We start from the raw sequence: 23237 nt of genomic DNA on the forward strand, positions 1-23237 counted from the left end.
TCAGTTGACCGTGACCTGACCAAGGGCCGCTTTCGCTTCGCGGGCCTGATGCTGCGGCGCGTAGACCTGAGTGAAGCGCACCGGCGGCAGGTTGAACTGGCCCTTCTGCGAGAACCGCACCAGATGCCGCAGACGCAATTCACCGCTCAGTGCATCCACCGGCACCGCGTAGGCCAGTTGACCCGGTTCGAATCGCGCCTTCTCCAGCGCGGTCGGCTCGGTGCCGTCCTTGCCCTGCAACTTGATGCCCCACGTGGTGCGCTCAACATCGGCGCCCGGCGGCAACGGCACTTCGAGCATGCCGTAGCGCAACGGTTTTGGTGCTTTGCTGGTGAGGATCACCTCGTCCAGATACAGGCTGTCGCTGGACAGCGGTTTAGTGCCGACCGGCTCCAGTTTGAAGGTGAACGCTTCATCACCCGGCACCAGACGCGACAGGCGACGCGTGATGGTCACCGCCATCGGATCGACCGCCGGTTGCTGGGTCTGGTAACTCAGCGCGGCACGCAACGGACGCTCCTGAGTGCCCGATACCGACAACACGCTCGGCACCGGCGCAACACCCTGCCACGTCCAGTACATCTCGCCGGTCGCGCCGTAGTTTTTCTTCCAGCCTTCGCCCGGTGCCAGCGCGATGGTCGGCGAAGCCTGGGCGATGCTGCGTTGCAGCCAGGTCAGCGCCAGCGCACGTTCAAGGGTCGACTGCTGTGGCAACAGGCGTTGCAGCAGCGCGTTCGCGCGAGCCTGATCGAACGGTTGCAGCGACAGGTTCAGCGCTTCGGCAAACGGCTGCGAACTGACCGACAAACGCTGTTGCGCAGCACCCAACTGACGATTGAACGCGTCCGGCAAAGCAACTTTCGACTGGGTCGCCAGCGATGCGGTCAAGACCCGCGCCGCCGCCAGCCCGAGCGCCGAATCCGGATCGCCCATCACCAGACTGTCTTCGCCGTCGTCCATCAGGGTTTCGGCATTGCCTTCTCCGGCCTTGGCCAGATCCTCCATCAAGCCGCTGAGCAGCGTGTTGACCGGCAGATGCATCTGCTTGGCAAACGACAGAATCAGCGCCCGTTGCAGCAACGGCGTGTTCGGCGCCTGCTTGGCGTAAACCTCCAGCACCCGCTGCCAGTGCTCCGGCGGCAAGGTCAGATCCAGCACCTGACTGGCGTTCCAGTCGGCGTAATAGGCGTAAGCGGTGAGGAACGCATCCGGCTCGCCGTCGAAGCCCCACCAGGTGAAGCTCGCCGACGGCCCGGCCATCTGCACCAGGCGCAAACGGCTGTTCTGCATGATCAGGCGCAAGCGGTCGCGGATCTGCGGGCTCGACGCCAGCGACGGATAAGCGATGCTCAGCGGCAGCAAGCGGCTGGCGGTCTGTTCGACGCCGCCGTACGGATAGCTGAGCAGATCATCGAGGGCCGAACGGAACAGCGCTTGCGGGCTGTCATCCAGACGCAGGCGAATGTCGGTGGCGTCCGCCGGCAGGCTCAGCGGCGTGTCGCCGCTGGCCACGTCGAGACTCTGGGTCTGCGTCACTTGCCAGCCTTCGCCGGTGGCGGTCAGGCGTACCGCGAGGGCGTCGGCGGTCTTGCCGTCCTGCACCAGTTCGGCGGTCCATTCGCCGGAGGCCAATGCGAAGGCCGGTAGCGGCAGGTAGTTGATGCCGTTATTGAGGGTCACCGGCAGACGCTGCTCGGCGCCGGCGTAGTGCGTCACCAGCTCAGCCTTGACCGGTTTCTCGGCCTGCCTGAAGGCGAATACGCCGAGTTGCGGCTGATCGCCCTTGCGGAATTTGCTCGGCCCGCTCCACTTCAGGTACAGCGGTTTTTCCGAGCGCACGAACTGCTTTTTCTGCCCGACCTGACCATCATCGGCAATCGCTCGCGCGGTGATGCGCCAGCGGGTCAGCGAGTCCGGCATCTTGAAGGTGAAGCGAGTCTTGCCGTCGGCATCGGTCAGCAATTCTGGCTGCCACGCGGCGGTATCGACGTCTTCGCGGCGCGGCCGCTCCAGCACTTTCACCCCGCGTTCGCTGCGGTTGGCCTTGCCCGGTGCGCCCGGGCTGCCCGGCAACGCCACGTCGTAGCTGATGAACGACAGGCTGGCGCTGGTGCGCACGTTGTTGCGGCGCGGGTGGTAGAAGAACTGGTCGATGGTCGGCGCGACTTCCGGTTGCAGCGCATAGACCATTTCGTCGACCACGCTGACCGTCAGGTGCGCCGGCACAGCCTTGCCGGCGAACTGCGTGGTCAGGTCGACCGTCACGGTATCGCCCGGCTGATAGGTCTCTTTGTCGGTTTTGATTGCCACGTCGATCTGCGGCGCAACAACCTTGATCCCGGCGTTCTGGAAGCTGTACTGACCGCCTTTGGTGTACAGCACGGAGAACGTCAGGTTCGGCGCGAAGTTGTCCTTCACCGGGATGCGTGCGCGGTATTGGGTTTCGCTGAGTTTTTCCAGTTTCAGCCAGTCACCGCCCTTGGCCAGCAGCGCGGTGGCTTCGACCTTGTCACGCTCCAGCGACAGCAGCGCATCGCTGACAGGCTCCGGGAAAGTGATCAGCGCCAGCGCTTCGTCGCCGGCCTTGTACTCGGGTTTGTCGAGGACGATTTCCACGGTGCCCGGCACAGCCTTGACGCCGTCACCGGTGACGGAATGACCAGTCGCACCAAGCACTCGGCCGTGCTGATCTTTCAGCGACAGGTTGTAGGTGCCCGGGCGATCGAACGTCACGCTGAAGCCTTTGTCTTTCGCCGCCAGTTTGCCTTCGCCGGTGGTCTGGTCTTCCAGACGCACCCAGCTGTAGCTGCTCGGCACAACGGCCTGCGCCTGTTGGCTGCCGCCCTCGTTGGCGTAGCTGAACGCGACCTTGTCACCCACCGCGCTGAAGCGCTGCGGCGCGGTCAGGCGGAAGCTGGCGGCGCCGCGGTCGATGAGGATTTCCTTGGTGGTCTTGACCCGATACGCCGCGCCATCGCTGGCAAACACGGTGAGCATGTAGCGGCTTGGCTTGTCGGCGGCCGGCAGGTCGAGGGTCGCGTTGCCCTTGCTGTCGGTGGTCAGTTCGGTGCTGGTCAATTCCACCGGGAATTGCCCGAGGTATTGCAGCTCGTTGTCGACCATCGACAGTTGCTGGGCGCGCAGGCTCAGGGTCAGTTTGGCGTTGGCCACCGGTTTGCCGTCCGGGTACAGCAGCACCAGGCTGCCCTTCACCGGTTCGCCGGTGCGGTAATCCTGCTTGGCCAGATTCAGCGAGATTTCAAAGTGCGGCTTGATGTACTCGGCCACACGGAACGCGCTGCTGTAGGCCTGATCCTTGTAGTTGAAACGCAGCTCGTAACCACCGGCCACCGCGTTGTCCGGCAACTGGAAACGGCCCTGAGTACCGGCCTTGGAATCGAGTTTCAGATCGAGGCGCTGCAGCTCGGTGCCGGTCGCATCGAGCACGCTGAAATTGACGTCCGCTGCACCCGGCAGCACCGAGTCCCGCGCATTCTTGAATTCGCGACCGACGATTTTCAGCGACACCCAATCGCCCGGGCGATACAGCGGCCGGTCGGTGAAGGCGTAGAGTTTGGTGTCGTAGATTTCGCTGTCGTAATAGAAGTTTTCCGAGACGAATACGCCGCCCTCTTCGTCCTCGCCGATCACGAACGAACGCTCGGGGCTGACGTGTTTCAGACGCAGCAGACCATCGGTGTCGGTGGCGCCGCTGCTCATCACGCCGAGGCCGTCGGTCCACAGCACGTTGACCTTCGGCACCGAACTGCCTTCGTGTTTGCGCGCGGCCCACACCAGCAATTCATCACCGGCAATCTTGCTCACCGCCACGGTGTTGGAAACGAACACCATGGTGGTTGCGCGGTACTTGCCGATCAGCGCTTCGACCAGGTACAGGCCCGGTTTCAGATTGCCCAACGGGATGTAGACGTTACCCGGCGCAACGCTGACGAACTCGCTGGAAGACCCGGCCAGATTGACGCCGGTCGGCGGCTGGATCGGCTTCGCTTGCCACAGCGGATAACGGAACTGGCTGACCACCGGCAGACCCGGAATCAGGGCGAACTGCGGTTGCGCGTCGTACGGCGTCGGCGCGGCGATGGCATTGCCCATCTTCAGCTCCGGCACTTCCTCGGTGACTTGCTGGCGCGACTCGTAAGAGAAGGCACGCTGCATCACCCGACGGGATTTGCGATACCAGTTATCCCACAGGTACGCGAGGGTGTTCGACAGGCCTTCGCCCTTGAACTGGCCGTCGCTGACCACGCGGTGCAGGTTCTTCTGGCGCTTGAGGAAGTCCAGCGGCTTGTCGATCTTGTACACGCGGATGTCGGCGCCGCCGTACGGTTCCATGCGGAAACGACGATAGTCACGGCCCGGCGCTTCGAGGCGTACCACCGCCTGTTCGTCGGCGGCGAAACTGCTGTCGGCCAGCAGGAAAAAGCTTTCACCGGACACCGGCGTGTAGCCGCTTGGCTCCACGGTGTCTTCGGCATTCACGGCCGAAAACGGCAGGGTCAACAGCAACAGAAAAGGCAGTAAACGCAGCATGCGGGCACCGGTCATTGGGAGAGAAAATTCAGTCGATAGACGCCGATGAAGTTGGGGTTGGCTGCGTCGGGTATCCATCGGGTGTCCTTCCATGTCATGAGTTGCTGCAGGCTTGCCGAACGCATGCCGTTGTCGGTTGGGGTGGTCGTACCGGTGTGATAGGCGATGTAGCGGCCCATCCAGATCATCAGGTGCTGGTCGTCGCCCTGATCGAAAAACATCAGATCGCCGGGCCGTGCCTGGGACACGTCGCGGCCAATCAGATGGCTGTTGAACTGAATCAGTTTGATCGCGTTGACGTAGGGCCCGACCTTGCCGCCGCCCTGCTGCCATTGCTGGGCGAGCTTGCGCTGGTCGGCGCTCAGGTCCATCTCCGGCGGCAGATAGCGATTGGACACGCCATTGCTGCGCAGCCATTTGTCGTCGTGGACTTTCAGCGCTTCGTTGGCGGCAAACCGCACCAGGCCGGCGCAATCCTGCTGATACCAGCGCGGGCTCGGGCCTTTGCTCAATTGTTCCCGGGCGATGCGCACGAACCAGGCGCGAAACACCTGAGACTGCTGCGGATCGAGGGCAGGGGCCTCAACGGCTCGGACGCCGGCGCTGAGCAAAAGCGCCAGCAAGCCGAGGCTGCGAATCAGTCCGGTCACAGCGCTTTCCACTCCAGCGGCAGCCATTGCCAGTGACCGTCAGGCTCGCTGCCTTCAGGCAGGGTCAGAGCGTATTTGCCCATGCCGCCGAGAGTGCGCAGTTTCGGGATCAGGTAGGTTTGCGCGGCGTTGTAGAACACCGGCTCCATGTCCTGCGGCAGGCTGTCGAGGGTTTCCTGCTGGATCAGCTGTGCCATCGAATCCGGGCCGAAGTAGATCGGCATCAGCACGTCTTTGGGCAGCACGTCGGCCATCGGCGGGAAGCGCTTGTCGAGGGTGCCGAGGGCCTTGTCGACCAGTTTGTCGTCGAGGGAAAACAGCAGCGTCGAACCGTGGCGCGCCAGGCTGACTTTCATGAAGGCACGGCCGGTGATTGCGTCCGGGTTCTCGGCATCCTTTGCCGCGTACGGGCCGAAATTGGAACTGACCTGACGCTGCCAGAGATGGCTCTGGCCTTCCTGTTTCTCGACCACCGGGAACGCGTGTTCTTCGACCTTGCCTTCGTAGGCGCCGACCATCGAATCGAACAGCGTGCCGATATCTGCGTCGAGTTTGCCGTTGTCTTCGTCGTTCAGACTGGCCACCAGCAACGGCGTGTACAGCCGCGAATCGGCGTACCAGCACAGGCCCGCGGCGCCGGCCACGTGTTCGGTGAGTTTTTGCGCCACCGCTTCTTCGGCGCCGAGTTTCACCAGCAACGGTTTCTGCGGCTCGGCCGCCACCGGCAAGGTCACGCAGGCGCTGGCGCCCAGTGGCATGGCTTGCCAGACCGGTTTGAAATCGAAGTCCGGCTGGTTTTCCAGCTCATCCATGGCCAGAAAGCTGTGCCAGCCCTTGTCGTCCATGTCGAAACGCAGGCCGGCGAAGTTCGGGATGAAGCGCTGGTAACCCATGGCCAGGACGCTGGAATTGACCGACAGGCGCTGCTTGGTTTCCGGCGTCTTGGCCGGCAATCCGAACGCTTCGGGGAACAGTTTTTCGCCATTGAGCAACGCCGCCAGCGCCTGCGGCGAAACATGGCCGGATTCCTCCGAAGCACCACTTTCCGGGTCGTAGAATTTGGCCGGATTGGACAGCACCACCAGTTTGTCGCCACGGGAGGCGAACAGCAGGGATTTGCCGGCGTTGTAGGTCAGCTGATACAGCGGCACTTCATCGCCACCGACTTTCAGGGTGCTGAGCACGCTCAGTTGCGAATCATCCAGGGCGACTTTCGCCAGCGGCTCCAGCACCTTGGCCAGACCGCCGCGATCCATCACCAGCAGGAAATCCTTCAAGCGACCATCGGCGCCGCGCCACAACGCTACGTCTGCCGGTTGATCGAAGAGCTGCTCGATCAGGCTGTCCTGCAACTTCAGGTCATGCTCGTAAATGATCCGCCGCAGACTGCCGATCAACCCGAGACGGTCGGCGTGGGTTTCGTAATAGAAGACGAAATCCTCGGTGAGCGTGGCCTTGAGGAACGGCACCGTCAGCAGGTCCTTGGGCAACTGGCTCAGGGAGCGGGTTTCCAGCAGCGCGTCCGGGCGGCTCAGGCCAAGCTTGTCGCTGGCCAGCTCCGCCGGTGGCGCCTTGGGTTTGTGCATCAGCCAGCCGAGCCCGCCCGCCACGCCGGCGACAAGGCACAGCCCGACCGCCAGTAACGGCCAGCGCCGGGAAGGTTTGCCGACAGGTGTTACGGCGGCCGGTGCAGCAGTGTTATCGCTCATCTTTCCAGAACCCGAGTTCATCCGTGGCGGGATGCTTAATAGTTGAAAGTCTTGACCAGCAGCAGATCACCGATGGCCCGCAGGGGCACGATGAACGTTTCGCGTTTTTCGTCGACGGTGTTTTCGTTGAGCACCAGCGTGATCTGCGAGGTGATCACCTCGTTCTGGTTGCTGGTCTCCTCGAAGTTATAGCCGCCGTTACCGAAGTTGCCCCAATAGTTGACGTAAACCAGATAGGTGCCGTGCAGCGGCGCGGTCATGGTGAACATTTCCGGGCCGGGGCCGTCGACACCGTCCGGATCGAGGCCGCCGCCATTGCTCATCGCCGGGCGCGCCCAGAAGGCGTGCTGGCCGTCAGGCGTAATGACGTGCAGGTCGAGTTCGGCTTTAGGGTCGTCCCAACCGAGCACCACGCGGATCCGCGCCGGCGTGCGCAGGTTATTGGCTTCGTAGAATTGAACGCGCTTGAGCGACTGGCCGTCGGCGCTGATCACTTCGACGCTGTTGGAGCCGGCGCCGAACGCATACGGCCGGGCGAAACGCCCATCGTCGTCGGTGTACAGATTCAGTGGATTGCCATTCACCGCCAGGCTGTGGGGCGGGCGCAGATGCCCGATGGCCTTGAGCTGGCCCTGGATCATTGTGCGATTGCGCTGGATGCCGCGATCGATGGGCGGCGTGGGATAGGCGACTTGCGGGTTTTCCGTGCGGTCGAGCAGCCCGTGATAGCGCCAGCCGCCCACCGGCTCCGACAGCTCCGCGCTCGGCGCCGCCAGCAGCGCGGGCGCGCAGGCCAACCCGATCAGCAGCAAAAGAAGTGAACGCATGTGATGCCTCCTGCCATGCCTGACGAAACCTTGCACCCGATCCTCGGCGCTTCACAGTGGGCGATACTGCGTTTCGTCTGAAAGACCCGTGACTGTCGGGTCGTAGAAGGCGCGAAGGTTAGCGATTCGGCAGTTTTTTAACAATCGGATACATCTGGTTTTGCGGTGGGAATCACGCACATTGACGGGGCGTGAGCCGAATAGCGGACTTATTCGGCTCACAAAATGAGCCGAATAACTTTCGGGCCAGACAAGACCGATATCGACACCATGATGAAACGGCCACAACACCCCGCTCATTTGCCCATACCCCCCCTATCTGCTAGTGTCGCGCCGGTTTAACGTCAACCGGAATTAGCCGCCATGGCCCGCAAAAAAGCTGCACTGGATTTCGAACAGTCCCTCGCCGACCTGCAAACGCTGGTGGAGCGTCTGGAGAACGGTGAATTGTCGCTGGAAGACTCGCTGACCGCTTTCGAGCAAGGCATCGGCCTGACCCGTGACTGCCAGGCGGCGCTGGCCCAGGCCGAGCAGAAAGTCCAGGTGTTGCTGGAGCGCGATGGCGAACTCGCCGAGGAACCCTTCGACGCGGATCAGCCAGAATGATTGCAGCGTATTCGGCCACCAGCCAGGCGCGGGTCAACGCGGCACTGGAAACCCTGTTCAACGCCCCGCTGCCAGAACTGGCGCGCCTTTATGAAGCCATGCGCTATAGCGTGATGAACGGCGGCAAACGCGTGCGTCCGCTGCTGGCGTACGCGGCGTGCGAAGCCCTCGGCGGCAAGGCCGAACAGGCCAACGGCGCGGCGTGTGCGGTTGAGCTGATCCACGCGTATTCGCTGGTACACGACGATTTGCCGGCGATGGACGACGACGATCTGCGTCGCGGCCAGCCGACCACTCACAAGAAATTCGACGAAGCTTGCGCGATCCTGGCCGGCGACGGCTTGCAGAGTCTGGCGTTCAGCGCCCTGCTCGACCCGCGTCTGAGCGACCTGAGCGCGGACATCCGCCTGCAGCAGGTCACAGCGCTGGCACACGCGGCGGGCCCGGCCGGCATGGTCGGCGGTCAGGCCATCGACCTCGGTTCGGTCGGCCTCAAGCTTGATCAGAAAGCGCTGGAACAGATGCACCGGCACAAGACCGGCGCGCTGATCGAAGTCAGCGTCAAGCTCGGCGCCCTGGCCAGCGGCCGTGCCGAGAAGGATGAACTGAAGTCCCTGCAGACTTATGCACAGGCCATCGGCCTGGCGTTCCAGGTGCAGGACGACATTCTCGACGTCGAAAGCGATACCGAAACCCTCGGCAAACGCCAGGGCGCCGACATTGCCCGTGACAAGCCAACTTACCCGGCCCTGCTCGGCCTCGACGCCGCCAAGGCTTACGCGCTGGAACTGCGCGATCAGGCCCTGCACGCGCTGCGACCGTTTGACGCGGCTGCCGAGCCGTTGCGCGATCTGGCCCGGTATATCGTCGACCGGCGCAACTGAAGGCTTATCTGCCAAAAAAGACCAACGCGTGGGCAGGGGGCGATGCATCAGGTAAACTGCCGCATCTTTTATACCTATAACGATTCGCCTGATGCCCACGACGTTTCATGAGATTCCCCGCAAGCGCCCGACCACGCCCCTGCTCGACCGCGCTAACACGCCGGACGGCCTGCGCCGGTTAGGCGAAGCCGAGCTGGAAACCCTGGCTGATGAGTTGCGCCTGGAATTGCTCTACACGGTCGGCCAGACCGGTGGGCATTTCGGTGCCGGCCTGGGCGTCATCGAGCTGACCATCGCGTTGCATTACGTCTTCGACACCCCGGATGACCGGCTGGTGTGGGACGTCGGTCATCAGGCCTATCCGCACAAGATCCTCACCGGTCGTCGCGAGCGCATGGAGTCTTTGCGCCAGAAGGACGGCATCGCCGCCTTCCCGCGCCGCTCCGAGAGCGAGTACGACACCTTCGGCGTCGGCCACTCCAGCACCTCGATCAGTGCCGCGCTGGGCATGGCCATCGCCGCCCGCCTGCAGAACAGTGATCGCAAGGCCATCGCGGTGATCGGCGACGGTGCACTGACCGCCGGCATGGCGTTCGAGGCGCTGAACCACGCGCCGGAAGTCGACGCCAACATGCTGGTGATCCTCAACGACAACGACATGTCGATCTCGCGCAACGTCGGCGGGCTGTCGAACTATCTGGCGAAAATCCTTTCCAGCCGCACTTACGCGAGCATGCGTGAAGGCAGCAAGAAAGTGCTGTCGCGCCTGCCCGGCGCCTGGGAAATCGCCCGCCGCACCGAAGAATACGCAAAAGGCATGCTGGTCCCCGGCACCCTGTTCGAAGAGCTGGGCTGGAACTACATCGGCCCGATCGACGGTCACGACCTGCCGACCCTGATCGCCACCCTGCGCAACATGCGCGATCTGAAAGGTCCGCAGTTCCTGCACATCGTCACCAAGAAAGGCAAAGGCTTCGCCCCGGCGGAAGTCGACCCGATTGGTTACCACGCCATCACCAAACTCGAACCGCTGGACGCCCCGGCCGCTGCGCCGAAGAAGGCCGGCGGGCCGAAGTATTCCGGCGTGTTCGGTGAATGGCTGTGCGACATGGCCGCTGCCGACCCGCGTCTGGTGGGCATCACCCCGGCGATGAAGGAAGGCTCGGATCTGGTGGCGTTCAGCGAGCGTTTCCCGCTGCGCTACTTCGACGTGGCGATTGCCGAGCAACACGCCGTGACCCTCGCTGCCGGCATGGCCTGCGAAGGCGCGAAACCGGTGGTGGCGATCTACTCGACGTTCCTGCAACGCGGTTACGACCAGTTGGTGCATGACGTCGCGGTGCAGAACCTCGATGTGCTGTTCGCCATCGACCGCGCCGGTCTGGTGGGCGAAGACGGCCCGACCCACGCCGGCAGCTTCGATCTTTCGTACCTGCGCTGCATCCCGGGCATGGTCATCATGACCCCGAGCGACGAAAACGAATTGCGCAAAATGCTCACCACCGGCCACCTCTACAACGGCCCGGCGGCGGTGCGTTACCCACGCGGCAACGGCCCGAACGCGACCATCGAAAAAGACCTCGAACCGATCGAGATCGGTAAGGGTGTGGTGCGTCGTCAGGGCAGCAAGGTCGCCCTGCTGGTGTTCGGCGTGCAAATGGCCGAAGCCCTGAAAGTGGCCGAGACGCTGGACGCGACCGTGGTCGACATGCGTTTCGTCAAGCCGATGGACGAAGCGCTGGTACGCGAGATCGCCGACAGCCACGAGCTACTGGTGACCCTCGAAGAGAACGCGATCATGGGCGGCGCCGGTGGCGCGGTCAGCGAATTCCTCGCCCGCGAGAACATCCTCAAGTCGGTGCTGCACCTGGGCTTGCCGGACGTTTACGTCGAGCACGCCAAGCCGGCGCAGATGCTGGCCGAGTGCGGGCTGGATGAAGTCGGGATCGAAGCGGCGGTGCGGGAGCGCCTGGAACTGCTTAACCGCTAATTCGCTGGATAAACGCAAAACCCCATGTGGGAGCGGGCTTGCTCGCGAAAGCGTCGGATCAGTCGATGATGAGTTGACTGACAAACCGCCTTCGCGAGCAAGCCCGCTCCCACATTTGATTTGTGTACACCTGAAAGACCTACGGAATACCGATGAACCTCTCGCGCGTCGCCCTGCCCCTCCTGCTGCTGCCATCCGCCAACACCCTCGCCGACACCTTCGAACGCGACCAGGCCCTGAAGCTGCCGGACGTGCTGATCAGCGCCAACCGCCAGGTCGAAGCGCGCAACGACAGTAGTGCCGCCAATACGGTTTTCACCCGCGAAGACATCGAGCGCCTGCAACCGCGCAGCGTCACCGATCTGCTGCAACGGGTGCCGGGCGTGCAAGTGGCGCAAACCGGCGGGCGCGGCAGTCTGCCGGGGATCTACATTCGTGGCACGCAATCGGCGCAAAGCCTGGTGCTGGTCGACGGCCAACGCATCGGCAATTCGACGTCCGGCGACAGCAACCTGCAACACCTGAACATCGAACAGATCGAGCGCGTGGAAGTGCTGCGCGGTTCGCGTTCGGTGATTTACGGTAGCGATGCAATTGGCGGGGTGATTCAGATCTTCACCCGACGCGGCGGCGAACAGGGCTTGCAGCCGCGGATGCATGTGGGCTTCGGCAGCAACCAGACCTGGGAGCGCAGTGTCGGTCTGTCCGGAGGCGATGAGAAAACCCGTTTCAACCTCGGCGCCAGTCTCGATGAAACCGCCGGGATCGACCGCACCCACGAGTCCTATCCCAGCGACAGCGATCACGATGGCTATCGCAATAAGTCCATCAGCCTGAGCCTCAGCCATGCGCTGAGCGATGACATCGAACTCGGTGCCAACCTGCTGGATAACCGTGGCAAAAGCGAGTTCGACAGTCCATGGGGACGTTACGTTGAAACAACCGGCCGATCCTATGAAGAGCAGCCTTACAGCGATTTCACCGTCAGCAGTTTCAGCAGCTACATCGATGCGCGGATCAACGAGCGCTGGAAGTCGCGTCTGGAACTCGGCCACAGCGAAAACCGCGAGGAGACCTTCGACAAGCTCAGCGACGAACGCTCGGTGTTCAACACCTATCGGGATTCGGTGACCTGGCAGAACGACCTGACCCTCGATGCGCGCAACAGCCTGATCCTTGGCGGCGACTGGTACGAAGACCGGATCAACAGCAGCACCGCGTTCGACGAAGACAGCCGCTGGAACCGCGCCGCGTTCATCCAGCATCGCTTCCAGGCCGACAGTTTCTCCACCGAACTGGGCCTGCGTCGTGATGACAATCAGCAGTTCGGTGGCCAGAACAGCTGGAGCGGCACATTGACGTTGCCGGTCAACCCCGACAACGATCTGCTCTTGAGCTACAGCGAAGGCTTCCGTGCCCCTACTTTCAACGATCTGTACTACCCCAAGTACAGCAATCCGGATCTGAAACCGGAAACCTCCAAAAGCTATGAGTTGCAGTGGCGCAGCCAGTTAAATGACAGCAGCCGCCTAGAGGCGTCGATTTATCGTACAGATCTGAAGGACGCGATTATCGCCGCTGACGGCAACCCTCCAGAGAACGTCGCCTCGGCGCGGATCAACGGCTTCGAAGCAGCGCTGAAACAGGAGCTGTTCGGCTGGCAGAGCAACCTCGGCGTGGCGATCATCGATCCCCGCGACCGCGACACCGGCCACACCTTGGCACGTCGTGCTAGGCGCACCTTGAGCTGGGATCTGGACCGACAGTTCGATCGCCTCGGTCTTGGTGCCAGCTGGCAAGCGGTCAGCAGCAGCTATGACGATCTGAACAATCAGCAACCACTGGGCGGTTATGCACTGCTAGGACTGCGCAGCAGCTGGGCGCTGAACCGCGAGATCAAGCTGGATTTCAAGGTCGACAACCTGCTGGACAAGGGTTACAGCCGGGCGCTGTACAGCCATGACGGCAGTCAGTATGACTATCGCGAGGAAGGTCGGGCGTTCATGTTCGGGGTGACCTGGACACCGCAGCTCTAACGGTCTGGCGCGATCAGGTGGCAGAGTTTGGCGGTCGCCTCGATCATCTGCCCGCTCGGGCGCTCCAGGCCTTTGTCGGTGACCAGCAGCAACTGCCCGTGCTTGGCCGCTGCCACCTGCGGCCAGGCGTTCCACGCGTCCAGTTGCAGCTGATCGCCGGCCAGAATCACTTCGGGATCACGCTGTAAAACGGCCTCGATGCTCACCTGCGGCGCCGGCAGACTCAAGTCGGCAAACACATTGCGTGCGCCGCACACTTCAAGCGCATCGCTGATGATCTGCCCGCCACCGACGGTGTACAGCGGCTTGTCCCAAACCTGATAGAACACCCGCAGCGGTACTTCGCGGCGGTAGCGCTGGCGCAGCTTATCGAGTTTTTGCCGCAACTCGCTGGCCCGCGCGATCCCACGCTCAGGACGACCGAGCTGTATCGCGATGCCCTCAATCTGCGCAGTCAGCTGTTCGAGACTGTGAGGCTCGGCAACGAACGTCGGGATGTTCAGGCGCTTGAGCTGATCACGCTGGGCCGGGCCGACACTGCCGGGCCATAGCAGCAACAAGTCAGGTTTGAGGCTGAGCAGCCGTTCCATGTCGAGCTGGCCATAACGGCCCACCGAAGGCACGTCCTTGATAGCAGACGGACGCTCACCGGCATCCAGCACGCCGACCAGCAGATCGGCCGAATCCAGTTCAACCACGATTTCAGACAGGGATGGCGCGAGGCTGACCACCCGTAGGGCGGCCAGCGTTTCACCGCTGACGGCCAGCAGCAGAACCGCCAGCCAGAGACGACGCATCAGGCGAGTTGACGCGGGATACGGTAGAGGTAGAACAGCACCGCCGTGGACAGCGCCAGCAACATCAGCGGCACCGCTTCAAGACCGACAAACACCGCCAGCGCGCCAATCCATGCCGGCAGCGCCGCGACCACGAATGCACTGCGAAGGCAGGCCGCCAGGGCGATCCAGGCGGCGGGCTCGTCAGGGGTATCGAGGGCTTTTTGCGTGGCGATCAGCGCATGCTTGTAGCGGCCGAAAAACTTCAGGCTGACAAACATGGAGGCCACGCCCGCGATAAAGAAAGGCATCGCCAGCACCGGCAGAATTGCCTCGCCCTGACCGAATACAGCGTTGATCACGAACAGCGGCAACAGCGCCAGCGCCAGGTATTTCCACCAGGCGATCGACAGACGGCGCCGCACTTGCCCGCGGGTCACGCCCGGTCTACCTCGCCCTGATGCTCGTTACCCATCATGTGGTCGAGCTTGCTGGCCTTGGTCGCCAGATAGAGTTTGTTGTGCGGGTTGTGGCCGGTGTGCAGCGGCACGCGCTCGGCGACGACAATGCCCATGTCGGTCAAGGCTTTGACCTTGCGCGGGTTATTGGTCATCAGGCGCAGGGATTTGACGCCCAGATGCTCGAGCATCGGCAGGCACATGGCATAGTCACGCTGGTCGGCGGCAAAGCCCAGACGCTCGTTGGCTTCAACGGTGTCGGCGCCGCCGTCCTGCAATTCGTAGGCACGGATCTTGTTCAAAAGACCGATGCCGCGCCCTTCCTGACGCAGGTACAGCAACACACCACGGCCTTCGCGAGCGATGGCCTTGAGGGCGCCTTCCAGTTGCGAGCCGCAGTCGCAACGCTGGCTGAACAAGGCATCGCCGGTCAGGCATTCGGAGTGCAGACGGCCGAGTACCGGGGCACCGTCGGCAATCTCGCCCAGGCTCAGCACGACGTGCTCGCGGCCGGTGGCTTCATCGAGAAAACCGTGCATGGTGAATTGCGCAAAAGGCGTTGGCAGCTTGGAAGCGGCGACAAAAACGACAGGCACCGGTGTGCTCCTGATCTGAAAAGTCCGAGATTCGCTGGGCGGCATTGTAACAGCAGGTTCCTACAGGCGCTTAGGCTGAATTATCGGGGATAACTATCAAAAAGTTTGATGACAGGCTCGTCGCTATCGCCTTTACTCGAACGGATACGGCTGCTTCCAGCGCTCGAAGATCGGCTTCAACTCGCCGCTTTTCACCAGTTGCTCCATGCGCTGGTCGTAGATCGACATCAGCGCCCGGCCTTGCGGGGTGTCGGCGAAGCCGAGGTACAGCGGCAACTCTGCCAGATGCGAATAACGGTACGGCGAAGGATCGGCGGCGTTTCGCAGCACCGCTTCGATTTCCGTCAGCGCATCGATGTAGTAATCCGCCCGCCCCTGCTTGAGCATCGACAGGATCCCGGTGCGGCGCTCGATCTGGTTGAAGCGTTTGACGTTCGGCAGATAGGTTTCGTAGCGATAGCCGCGCACCCAGGCCAGTCGGTACTTGCCCAGGGTCGCCTGGGTCGGCGAAGGATTGCTGGCCAGGCCGAGCGCGTAGATGTGGTCGGAATCGAAATTCCATTTCGGGTACAGCACCTGCTCGGCTTCGCCGCGATAGGAACCGACCAGTGCATCGACTTCCTTCAGTTGTACCAGCCCCACCGAACGAGTGTAGGGCACGGTGCGAATATCCAGGGTCACGCCGGCCGGCTCGAACACTTTGCGCAACACATCCCAGGCCAGGCCATGGCCGTCGGCGGCGGTGTAGTCTTCCCAGTCTTCGCTGGCCAGGTGAATGACCGACGGCGATGCGTCCTGTGCCTGGGCCACGGCACCAAGCAAGGTCAAAACCACTATCGCCAACCAGCGTCGAGTCATCCCTGCGTCCCTCCTCCACGCCCGGAAATCAGGCGAAAATCCACACCAGTCCCTGCATCGCCAGCCAGGCAAACACGCCGGCCAGCACGTCGTCGAGCATGATGCCGACGCCGCCGTGAACATGCCGGTCGATCCAGCGGATCGGCCACGGTTTGAGAATGTCGAAGAAGCGGAACACCAGGAACCCGGCGAGCAACCAGTACCAGCCTTCCGGCACCAGCCAGAGGGTGATCCACATCCCGACCATTTCGTCCCAGACGATGCCCTCGTGGTCGTGCACCCGCAGATCGTCGGCCACTTTGCCGCACAGCCAGAAGCCGAACAACATGGTGATCCCGAGCATCAGCCAGTAACCCCAGTCCGGCAGCATCTGCCACAACGGGATAAAGGGTAGCGCAACTAACGAGCCCCAAGTGCCCGGCGCCTTGGGCAAGGTGCCCGAGCCAAAGCCGAACGCGAGGAAATGCCAGGGATTGCGCCAGACCGACGGCGGAACGAATTCGGCCGGAACCTGTTTCGGGTGATCTGTCACGGTGACTCCTGAAAATGTTGATAACCCCGGATTTGCGGGGTGATGTCGTGCCCGTCGCGATCCAGCAACACTACGCCCTGCCCTTGCGTCACGCGGCCGATCACATGGATCGACCAGCCATCGGCGAGCAGCGCCGGCAACTCGACGGCCGGCAGGGTGAAGGCCAGCACGTAGTCATCGCCACCGCTCAACGCCGCACGTTCGGCGCCGCGCTGACCGAGAAACGCCACCAGCGCCTCCGACAACGGAACGCGCTCGCGCTCGACTTCGAGGCGGACCTTCGAGGCCAATGCGATGTGACCGCAATCGGCGAGCAGCCCATCGGAGATGTCCAGCGCCGAAGTGGCCTTGCCACGCAGGGCCTGACCGAGAGCGAGTTGCGGTTGCGGCGACCAGTAATGATCAAGCAGCGGCTGGGCAATGTGAGGCTCGGCGTCACGCTGACCCAGCACCAGCGGCAAGGCCCCGGCGGCATTGCCCAACTCACCGCCGACACACAGCAGATCGCCCGGCTGCGCGCCGCTGCGGGTCAGCGCTTTACCGGCCGGGACGCGACCAAACACGGTGACGGTCAGGCTCAACGGCCCGCGGGTCGTGTCGCCGCCGACCAGTGCCACGCCGCAGTCCTGCGCCATGCGATTCAAACCGCGGGCATAGGCTTGCAGCCAATCGGCGGTCACCGTCGGCAAGGTCAGGGCAAGGGTAAAGGCGACGGGCGTGGCGCCCATGGCAGCGAGGTCGCTGACCGCCACGGCCAGCGAGCGCTGACCGAGCAGAAACGGATCGCAGGGATCGGCGAAATGCACGCCGGCCACCAGCGTATCGGTGGAAACCGCCAGCTGTTCCCCGGAAGGGACCGCCAGCAAGGCGCAGTCGTCACCGATCCCCAGTGCAACGCCTTCGCCGCCCTGCGCACAAGGCGCGGCGGCGAAGAAATTGCGGATCAGCTCAAACTCGCCCATGGCTGAGAAAAAGTATTCAAGCGCGGATCAGCGCTTGAACGCCTTCACTTCAGCTTCACGCAGGCGCGGAGCCAGCTTGTCGAGCACGCCGTTGACGAACTTGTGGCCGTCGGTCGAACCGAACACCTTGGCCAGCTCGATACCTTCGTTGATCACAACGCGGTACGGCACGTCGACGCGCTTGAGCAGTTCCCAGGTGGACAGGCGCAGAACTGCCAGTTCAACCGGGTCCAGCTCTTCGATCGCCAGGTCCAGGCAAGGCGTGAGCGCGGTGTCGATTTCGGTCTTGAACTGCGGAACCCCGTGGAGGATTTCGCGGAAGTAAGCCCCGTCGACATCGGTGAAATCGTTATCGACCCGGAACTGCGCTTCGATCTCGTTCAACGATTGCCGAGCCATGTGCCATTGATACAGGGCCTGGGTCGCGAGCTGACGGGCTTCGCGGCGCTTGGCGCTCTTCGATGGCTTGCCGGCATCCGCAGGTTTCGGATCGCGCGGGTTGAAACGATCGCTTTCGTCGCTAATCACTTGGCCTCCAACTGCGCCAGCAGGCTGACCATTTCCAGAGCGGACAGGGCAGCTTCAGCACCTTTGTTGCCGGCCTTGGTGCCGGAACGTTCGATGGCTTGCTCGATGGAATCAACGGTCAGGACGCCGAAAGCGACCGGTACGCCGAACTCCATGGACACCTGGGCCAGGCCCTTGGTGCACTCACCCGCCACGTATTCGAAGTGCGGAGTACCGCCACGAATGACCGCGCCCAGGGCGATGATTGCTGCGAACTCGCCTTTCTGGGCGACTTTCTGCGCAACCAGCGGGATTTCGAAGGCGCCAGGTGCGCGGATGATGGTGATGTCGCTTTCGCTCACGCCGTGGCGAACCAGGGCATCAACTGCACCGCTGACCAGGCTTTCAACCACGAAGCTGTTGAAGCGGCCCACTACCAAAGCGTAGCGGCCTTTAGGGGCGATGAAGGTACCTTCGATGGTCTTCAGGGTCATTCGTCAGATCTCTTAAAGAGCCGGGACGCGTCTGTTTCGCGTCCCTCAGTGATTTATTTGCCGCGAATACAGGGCCGGAAACAACCGGTCATTATTCGGAGGGCACGTATTCTACAACTTCCAGATCGAAACCGGATATCGCATTGAACTTCATCGGTGCCGACATCAAACGCATTTTGCGCACACCGAGGTCACGCAGGATCTGCGAACCGGCACCGACGATGCTGTAGGTGGTCGGTTTTTTCGGTGCGGCCTGATCGCCGGTTTCGCGGATGTGCGCCAGCAACACGTCGCCATCCAGTGGGTGACCGAGCAACAGCACCACACCGCTGCCGGCCTCGGCAACCGCAGCCATGGCGGCGCGCAGACTCCAGCGGCCCGGTTGCTTGACCATCAGCAGATCGCGCAGCGGGTCCATGTTGTGCACGCGAACCAGGGTCGGTTCTTCGGCGCAAACGGTGCCCAGGGTGAGTGCCATGTGCACGTCGCCTTCCACCGAATCACGATAGGTCACCAGGTTGAATTGGCCCAGTTCGCTGTCCAGCGGCTGCTCGGCAATCCGCTGAACGGTACGTTCGTGGATCATCCGGTAGTGAATCAGGTCGGCGATGGTGCCGATCTTGATGTTGTGTTCAGCGGCGAAGGCTTCCAGCTCGGCGCGACGGGACATGGTGCCGTCATCGTTCATCACTTCGCAGATCACGCCGCTCGGCTCGAAACCGGCCATGCGCGCCAGGTCGCAGGCGGCTTCGGTGTGGCCGGCGCGGGCCAGGGTGCCACCGGCCTGGGCCATCAGCGGAAAAATGTGGCCCGGGCTGACGATGTCTTCGGCCTTGGCGTCTTTCGCGGCGGCCGCTTGCACGGTGCGCGCACGGTCAGCGGCGGAAATGCCGGTGGTCACGCCTTCGGCCGCTTCGATCGAGACGGTGAACTTGGTGCCGAAACCGGAACCATTGCGTGGCGCCATCAGCGGCAGCTTCAGGGTTTCGCAGCGCTCGCGGCTCATCGGCATGCAGATCAGGCCACGGGCGTATTTGGCCATGAAGTTGATGTGCTCGGCCTTGCAGCATTCGGCGGCCATGATCAGGTCGCCTTCGTTCTCGCGGTCTTCGTCATCCATGAGGATGACCATCTTGCCTTGGCGGATGTCTTCAACCAGTTCTTCGATGCTATTGAGCGCCACAAGGCACCCCCTTCAGTCAGGATTTGAGGTAGCCGTTGGCGGCCAGAAAGCTTTCAGTGATGCCACCGCCAAGCTTTTGTGAAGAGTCAGGCTCAGCGGCCCTGTCGCCCAGAAGCAGACGCTCCAGATAACGCGCCAGCAAGTCGACTTCCAGGTTCACCCGGCGACCTGGCTTGTAGGACGCCATAATGGTTTCGCTCAGGGTGTGCGGAATGATCGTCAGCAGGAACTCGGCGCCATCGACCGCGTTCACCGTCAGGCTGGTGCCATCAACGGTGATCGAGCCTTTATGGGCGATGTACTTGGCCAGCTCCTTCGGCGCGCGGATGCGAAATTCCACGGCGCGGGCATTGTCGCTGCGCGAAACCACTTCGCCGACACCGTCGACGTGACCGCTGACCAGATGGCCGCCGAGACGGGTGGTCGGGGTCAGGGCTTTTTCCAGGTTGACCGGGCTACCGCTTTTCAGGTCATTCATGGCGGTGCAGTCGAGGGTTTCGCGACTGACGTCGGCGGCGAAGCCGTTGCCCGGCAGTTCAACCGCGGTCAGGCACACGCCGTTGACCGCGATGCTGTCGCCGAGTTTGACGTCGCTCAGGTCGAGCTTGCCGGTTTCGACATGCACCCGCACATCACCGCCCTTTGGGGTCAGTGCGCGGATACTGCCGATGGATTCGATGATGCCGGTAAACATGGGGTTCTCCTTGAGAACGAAGCCAGCGCTAACGCGATGGCCGGGAATTATACGCTCGCCGATGGGACAGGGATGGCAGTGACTCGCCAGTCATCGCCAACCGCGCGAATTTCAGTGATTTTCAGCTCCGGCGCATCCTTCATACAGGCCAGCGGCCAGTCCAGAAGCGGACGCGCCGTGGAGCCGAGGAACTTGCCAGCGATGAAGATCACGAACTCGTCGACCAGTCCGAGCTGGGCAAACGCGCCGGCCAGTCGCGGACCGGCCTCGACCAGCACTTCGTTGACGCCACGGTTGGCCAGTTCGACCAGTAACTGGTGCAGATCGACCTGACCGTCATCGCCCGGCACGATCAGGCATTCCGGACCATGGGCGTACTGTTCTTCGATGGCCACGCAGGTGGCGACCAGCGCCGGGCCGGCCTTGAAAAACGGCGCGTCCAGGGGCACTCGCAGACGCCCGTCGATCAGCACCCGCAGCGGCGGACGGCTCAAGGCCAGCGCGGTTTGTTCGGTATCCAGCCCCAGCTCGTCACCGCGAACGGTCAGGCGTGCGCCATCGGCCAGCACCGTGTCGGCGCCGGTCAGCACGACGCTAGCCTGGGCGCGCAGACGCTGCACCGCCGAACGCGCGGCCGGGCCGGTGATCCATTGGCTCTCGCCGCTTTCCATCGCCGTGCGACCGTCGAGGCTCATGGCCAACTTGACCCGCACGAACGGCAAGCCGTGCTCCATGCGCTTCAGAAAACCTTGATTGAGCTTGCGCGCCTCAGCTTCCAGCACGCCGCTTTCGGTGGCGATGCCGGCATCGCTCAAGCGCTGCAGACCGCGTCCGGCGACTTGCGGATTGGGATCACGCATCGCCGCGACCACCCGGCCAACACCGGCATTCACCAGTGCATCGGCGCACGGCGGTGTGCGGCCATGGTGGCTGCAAGGTTCGAGGGTCACGTAAGCCGTGGCGCCCCGGGCCAGTTCACCGGCGGCGCGCAGGGCGTGGACTTCGGCGTGGGGTTCGCCAGCGCGTTCATGCCAGCCTTCGCCGACAATCTGCCCGTCGCGCACGATCACGCAGCCAACCCGTGGATTGGGGTGCGTCGTGTAATGCCCCTTGCGCGCCAGCTCCAGGGCCCGGGCCATGAAGTGGGCGTCGAGGATGGCCTGCTCGGCGGCGGCGGTCATTCTTTCACCGGTTCGCGGGCGAGGCGGTCGATCTCTTCGCGGAATTCGTTGAGGTCCTGGAAGCGGCGGTACACGGAGGCGAAACGGATGTAGGCGACTTCATCGAGCTTTTGCAGCTCGGCCATCACCAGTTCGCCGACCACGAGGGATTTGACCTCACGCTCGCCGGTAGCGCGCAGCTTGTGTTTGATATGGACCAGCGAGGATTCGAGGCGCTCGACGCTCACCGGACGTTTCTCCAGGGCGCGTTGCATGCCGGCGCGGAGTTTTTCTTCGTCGAACGGTTGGCGGCTGCCGTCGGTTTTGATCAGGCGCGGTAACACCAGTTCGGCCGTCTCGAACGTCGTGAAACGTTCGCCGCAGGCCAGGCATTCACGCCGGCGGCGCACCTGTTCGCCCTCGGCGACCAGACGCGAGTCGATGACCTTGGTGTCGTTGGCACCGCAGAAGGGACAGTGCATGGTGGCTGGCAACAAAAAAAGGGAGGGCCATGGTAGCGCATCCCGGTGGCAAGACAAGCCATAGGCTTTGCGGTATACAGACTGCCATGATCGATTGATCCATGGATTTCATTTTGCTGGAGCCACCAATGTCCCTACGACCGCTCGTTTTGCTCAGTGTTTTCAGCCTGCTGGTGGCCTGTGGCAGCGACGCGCCCAAGCCTCAGCCGCCCACGCCGGGCCCGGCGCCGCAACAGGCGCAGAAAAAAGCCCGGGAAGCTGCTGATCTCGGCCCGCTGCCCGCGTATCAACGCGAACTGAGCGGCACCCTGCAAGGCGTGCCGGCCGGTGCCGAAGTCGAACTGGCGCTGCTGGTGATCGACGAGAAGGATCGCCCGCAACAATTGCTCGCCAGTTCCAGCCTGATCGGCAACAACCAGATTCTGCCGTTTCACCTGCGCTTCAACCCCGAATCCTTCCCGGTTGGCGCGCGGGTTGAATTGCGCGGCCGCGCAAGCCAGTCCGGCCAGTTGATCCTGCACCTGCCGTCGCAGACCATCACTCAGCCAACCACACAGGCGCTGGGCCAGCTGCAATTTGTCAAAGCCCCATGAATGCCCCGTCAGACCTGCAACAGTCGCTGGGCGAGTTGCTCGGCGACGCTCGACTGAAAGCCTGTACATTGCCGGACACCGATTTGCAGCTGTGGCTGATCGATGGCGACAACATGGCGCGTGAATTCAGCCAGGAAGAAACCCAACGAATCCTGCATGAACCGCCGTACTGGAGTTTCTGCTGGGCCAGCGGTCTGGCGGTGGCGCGCTATCTGGCGGAGTTTCCCGAGTGGGTGCGAGGCAAGCGCGTACTGGATTTCGGCGCCGGTTCCGGGATCGCCGGCATCGCGGCGGTGAAGGCCGGCGCGCTGGAAGTGGTGGCCTGCGACCTTGACCCGCTGGCGATTGCCGCCTGTCGGGCGAATGCCGAGCTCAATGATGTGCAGATGAGTTATTCCACGGATTTCTTCGCCGAGGCGGATCGCTTCGATCTGATCCTGGTGGCCGACGTTCTCTACGACCGGGAAAATCTGCCGCTGCTCGACGCATTCCTGAGCCGTGGCCGCGAAGCGCTGGTGGCGGATTCGCGGGTTCGCGATTTCCGCCATCCGTTGTACCGGCGCATCGAAATGCTCGAAGCCATGACCCTGCCGGATCTGGCCGAGCCGGAAGAGTTTCGCCATGTCAGCCTCTACCATGCGGCCCGCGCCTGACCGTATAGTTGCCCCATTCACGCTTTTACGAGATAC

General features: G+C 62.9%; 22 protein-coding genes. 6 read left to right on the top strand and 16 right to left on the bottom strand.

What is annotated here, in order from left to right:
- The 4 genes from PDR5_RS25430 to PDR5_RS25445 are packed head-to-tail and all read right to left on the bottom strand — an operon-like array spanning nt 1 to nt 7737.
- Nucleotides 1-4566, bottom strand: coding sequence for an alpha-2-macroglobulin family protein (locus PDR5_RS25430; RefSeq protein WP_082934448.1), 4566 nt, complete (start codon nt 4564-4566; stop codon nt 1-3).
- Entirely contained in the window at nt 4563-5228 is a 666-nt protein-coding gene (locus PDR5_RS25435) for a DUF1175 domain-containing protein (RefSeq protein ID WP_064599714.1), read from the bottom strand. Before PDR5_RS25435 ends, PDR5_RS25430 begins: the two co-directional genes overlap by 4 nt.
- Entirely contained in the window at nt 5198-6910 is a 1713-nt protein-coding gene (locus PDR5_RS25440) for a DUF2138 domain-containing protein (protein ID WP_064599716.1), read from the bottom strand. The genes PDR5_RS25435 and PDR5_RS25440 overlap by 31 nt, the downstream gene beginning before the upstream one ends.
- Before the next feature lie 35 nt (nt 6911-6945).
- Nucleotides 6946-7737 carry a YfaP family protein gene (locus PDR5_RS25445; RefSeq protein ID WP_064599718.1) on the bottom strand — a complete coding sequence of 264 codons (792 nt, stop codon included), beginning with the start codon at nt 7735-7737 and terminating at the stop codon, nt 6946-6948.
- 363 nt (nt 7738-8100) lie between these two features.
- On the opposite strand from PDR5_RS25445, the gene PDR5_RS25450 reads away from it, so the two are divergent.
- From PDR5_RS25450 to PDR5_RS25465, 4 genes are all read left to right on the top strand, one after another.
- Nucleotides 8101-8343 (top strand): exodeoxyribonuclease VII small subunit, encoded by a 243-nt coding sequence (locus tag PDR5_RS25450; protein ID WP_007894317.1) that lies wholly within the window; start codon nt 8101-8103, stop codon nt 8341-8343.
- Nucleotides 8340-9227 (top strand): (2E,6E)-farnesyl diphosphate synthase, encoded by an 888-nt coding sequence (gene ispA / locus PDR5_RS25455; RefSeq protein WP_064599720.1) that lies wholly within the window; start codon nt 8340-8342, stop codon nt 9225-9227. Before PDR5_RS25450 ends, ispA begins: the two co-directional genes overlap by 4 nt.
- 91 nt (nt 9228-9318) lie before the next feature.
- A complete protein-coding gene (gene dxs, locus PDR5_RS25460) occupies nt 9319-11217 on the top strand; it encodes a 1-deoxy-D-xylulose-5-phosphate synthase (RefSeq protein ID WP_064599722.1) in 1899 nt (632 codons plus the stop codon).
- 152 nt (nt 11218-11369) lie between these two features.
- Entirely contained in the window at nt 11370-13253 is a 1884-nt protein-coding gene (locus PDR5_RS25465) for a TonB-dependent receptor domain-containing protein (RefSeq protein WP_064599725.1), read from the top strand.
- Here PDR5_RS25465 and PDR5_RS25470 read toward each other — a convergent pair.
- From PDR5_RS25470 to nrdR, 12 genes are all read right to left on the bottom strand, one after another.
- A complete protein-coding gene (locus tag PDR5_RS25470; RefSeq protein WP_064599726.1) occupies nt 13250-14050 on the bottom strand; it encodes a cobalamin-binding protein in 801 nt (266 codons plus the stop codon). The two genes, PDR5_RS25465 and PDR5_RS25470, sit on opposite strands and share 4 nt — an antisense overlap.
- Nucleotides 14050-14469 (bottom strand): hypothetical protein, encoded by a 420-nt coding sequence (locus PDR5_RS25475; protein ID WP_064599728.1) that lies wholly within the window; start codon nt 14467-14469, stop codon nt 14050-14052. Before PDR5_RS25475 ends, PDR5_RS25470 begins: the two co-directional genes overlap by 1 nt.
- Complete coding sequence (ribA, locus tag PDR5_RS25480) at nt 14466-15083, bottom strand: GTP cyclohydrolase II (RefSeq protein ID WP_007955551.1); 618 nt, start codon at nt 15081-15083, stop codon at nt 14466-14468. Before ribA ends, PDR5_RS25475 begins: the two co-directional genes overlap by 4 nt.
- 132 nt (nt 15084-15215) lie before the next feature.
- Complete coding sequence (locus PDR5_RS25485; RefSeq protein WP_064599730.1) at nt 15216-15941, bottom strand: substrate-binding periplasmic protein; 726 nt, start codon at nt 15939-15941, stop codon at nt 15216-15218.
- 28 nt (nt 15942-15969) lie between these two features.
- Nucleotides 15970-16473, bottom strand: a complete 504-nt coding sequence (locus tag PDR5_RS25490) for a phosphatidylglycerophosphatase A family protein (RefSeq protein ID WP_007910933.1) — start codon at nt 16471-16473, stop codon at nt 15970-15972.
- Nucleotides 16470-17435, bottom strand: coding sequence for a thiamine-phosphate kinase (gene thiL / locus PDR5_RS25495; protein ID WP_064599733.1), 966 nt, complete (start codon nt 17433-17435; stop codon nt 16470-16472). Before thiL ends, PDR5_RS25490 begins: the two co-directional genes overlap by 4 nt.
- A gap of 27 nt (nt 17436-17462) precedes the next feature.
- Complete coding sequence (gene nusB / locus PDR5_RS25500; RefSeq protein ID WP_024014489.1) at nt 17463-17963, bottom strand: transcription antitermination factor NusB; 501 nt, start codon at nt 17961-17963, stop codon at nt 17463-17465.
- Nucleotides 17960-18436 (bottom strand): 6,7-dimethyl-8-ribityllumazine synthase, encoded by a 477-nt coding sequence (gene ribH / locus PDR5_RS25505; protein WP_003228649.1) that lies wholly within the window; start codon nt 18434-18436, stop codon nt 17960-17962. The genes nusB and ribH overlap by 4 nt, the downstream gene beginning before the upstream one ends.
- Before the next feature lie 91 nt (nt 18437-18527).
- Nucleotides 18528-19619, bottom strand: coding sequence for a bifunctional 3,4-dihydroxy-2-butanone-4-phosphate synthase/GTP cyclohydrolase II (gene ribBA / locus PDR5_RS25510; protein ID WP_039771922.1), 1092 nt, complete (start codon nt 19617-19619; stop codon nt 18528-18530).
- A gap of 16 nt (nt 19620-19635) precedes the next feature.
- Nucleotides 19636-20313: a riboflavin synthase gene (locus PDR5_RS25515; RefSeq protein WP_064599735.1), complete on the bottom strand. Its 678-nt coding sequence runs from the start codon at nt 20311-20313 to the stop codon at nt 19636-19638.
- A 47-nt stretch (nt 20314-20360) separates the two neighbouring features.
- On the bottom strand, nt 20361-21494 hold the full coding sequence (gene ribD / locus PDR5_RS25520) for a bifunctional diaminohydroxyphosphoribosylaminopyrimidine deaminase/5-amino-6-(5-phosphoribosylamino)uracil reductase RibD (protein WP_064599737.1): 1134 nt from the start codon (nt 21492-21494) through the stop codon (nt 20361-20363).
- On the bottom strand, nt 21491-21955 hold the full coding sequence (nrdR, locus tag PDR5_RS25525; protein WP_003228656.1) for a transcriptional regulator NrdR: 465 nt from the start codon (nt 21953-21955) through the stop codon (nt 21491-21493). Before nrdR ends, ribD begins: the two co-directional genes overlap by 4 nt.
- Before the next feature lie 128 nt (nt 21956-22083).
- Between nrdR and PDR5_RS25530 the strand changes: the two genes are divergently transcribed.
- Nucleotides 22084-22548 (top strand): YbaY family lipoprotein, encoded by a 465-nt coding sequence (locus PDR5_RS25530; protein ID WP_011336139.1) that lies wholly within the window; start codon nt 22084-22086, stop codon nt 22546-22548.
- Nucleotides 22545-23201: a class I SAM-dependent methyltransferase gene (locus PDR5_RS25535; RefSeq protein ID WP_064382218.1), complete on the top strand. Its 657-nt coding sequence runs from the start codon at nt 22545-22547 to the stop codon at nt 23199-23201. Before PDR5_RS25530 ends, PDR5_RS25535 begins: the two co-directional genes overlap by 4 nt.
- Nucleotides 23202-23237 lie beyond the last annotated feature (36 nt).

The sequence above is a fragment of the Pseudomonas sp. DR 5-09 genome (assembly GCF_001655595.1).
GTDB classification, from domain to species: Bacteria; Pseudomonadota; Gammaproteobacteria; order Pseudomonadales; family Pseudomonadaceae; genus Aquipseudomonas; species Aquipseudomonas pharyngis.

Excerpts from the sequence above, each read along its gene's own strand:
- PDR5_RS25430 (WP_082934448.1), bottom strand. The coding sequence starts at position 4,566 with ATGACCGGTGCCCGCATGCTGCGTTTACTGCCTTTTCTGTTGCTGTTG.
- PDR5_RS25435 (WP_064599714.1), bottom strand. The coding sequence starts at position 5,228 with ATGGCTGCCGCTGGAGTGGAAAGCGCTGTGACCGGACTGATTCGCAGC.
- PDR5_RS25440 (WP_064599716.1), bottom strand. The coding sequence starts at position 6,910 with ATGAGCGATAACACTGCTGCACCGGCCGCCGTAACACCTGTCGGCAAA.
- PDR5_RS25445 (WP_064599718.1), bottom strand. The coding sequence starts at position 7,737 with ATGCGTTCACTTCTTTTGCTGCTGATCGGGTTGGCCTGCGCGCCCGCG.
- PDR5_RS25450 (WP_007894317.1), top strand. The coding sequence starts at position 8,101 with ATGGCCCGCAAAAAAGCTGCACTGGATTTCGAACAGTCCCTCGCCGAC.
- ispA (WP_064599720.1), top strand. The coding sequence starts at position 8,340 with ATGATTGCAGCGTATTCGGCCACCAGCCAGGCGCGGGTCAACGCGGCA.
- dxs (WP_064599722.1), top strand. The coding sequence starts at position 9,319 with ATGCCCACGACGTTTCATGAGATTCCCCGCAAGCGCCCGACCACGCCC.
- PDR5_RS25465 (WP_064599725.1), top strand. The coding sequence starts at position 11,370 with ATGAACCTCTCGCGCGTCGCCCTGCCCCTCCTGCTGCTGCCATCCGCC.
- PDR5_RS25470 (WP_064599726.1), bottom strand. The coding sequence starts at position 14,050 with ATGCGTCGTCTCTGGCTGGCGGTTCTGCTGCTGGCCGTCAGCGGTGAA.
- PDR5_RS25485 (WP_064599730.1), bottom strand. The coding sequence starts at position 15,941 with ATGACTCGACGCTGGTTGGCGATAGTGGTTTTGACCTTGCTTGGTGCC.
- thiL (WP_064599733.1), bottom strand. The coding sequence starts at position 17,435 with ATGGGCGAGTTTGAGCTGATCCGCAATTTCTTCGCCGCCGCGCCTTGT.
- ribH (WP_003228649.1), bottom strand. The coding sequence starts at position 18,436 with ATGACCCTGAAGACCATCGAAGGTACCTTCATCGCCCCTAAAGGCCGC.
- PDR5_RS25515 (WP_064599735.1), bottom strand. The coding sequence starts at position 20,313 with ATGTTTACCGGCATCATCGAATCCATCGGCAGTATCCGCGCACTGACC.
- ribD (WP_064599737.1), bottom strand. The coding sequence starts at position 21,494 with ATGACCGCCGCCGCCGAGCAGGCCATCCTCGACGCCCACTTCATGGCC.
- nrdR (WP_003228656.1), bottom strand. The coding sequence starts at position 21,955 with ATGCACTGTCCCTTCTGCGGTGCCAACGACACCAAGGTCATCGACTCG.
- PDR5_RS25530 (WP_011336139.1), top strand. The coding sequence starts at position 22,084 with ATGTCCCTACGACCGCTCGTTTTGCTCAGTGTTTTCAGCCTGCTGGTG.
- PDR5_RS25535 (WP_064382218.1), top strand. The coding sequence starts at position 22,545 with ATGAATGCCCCGTCAGACCTGCAACAGTCGCTGGGCGAGTTGCTCGGC.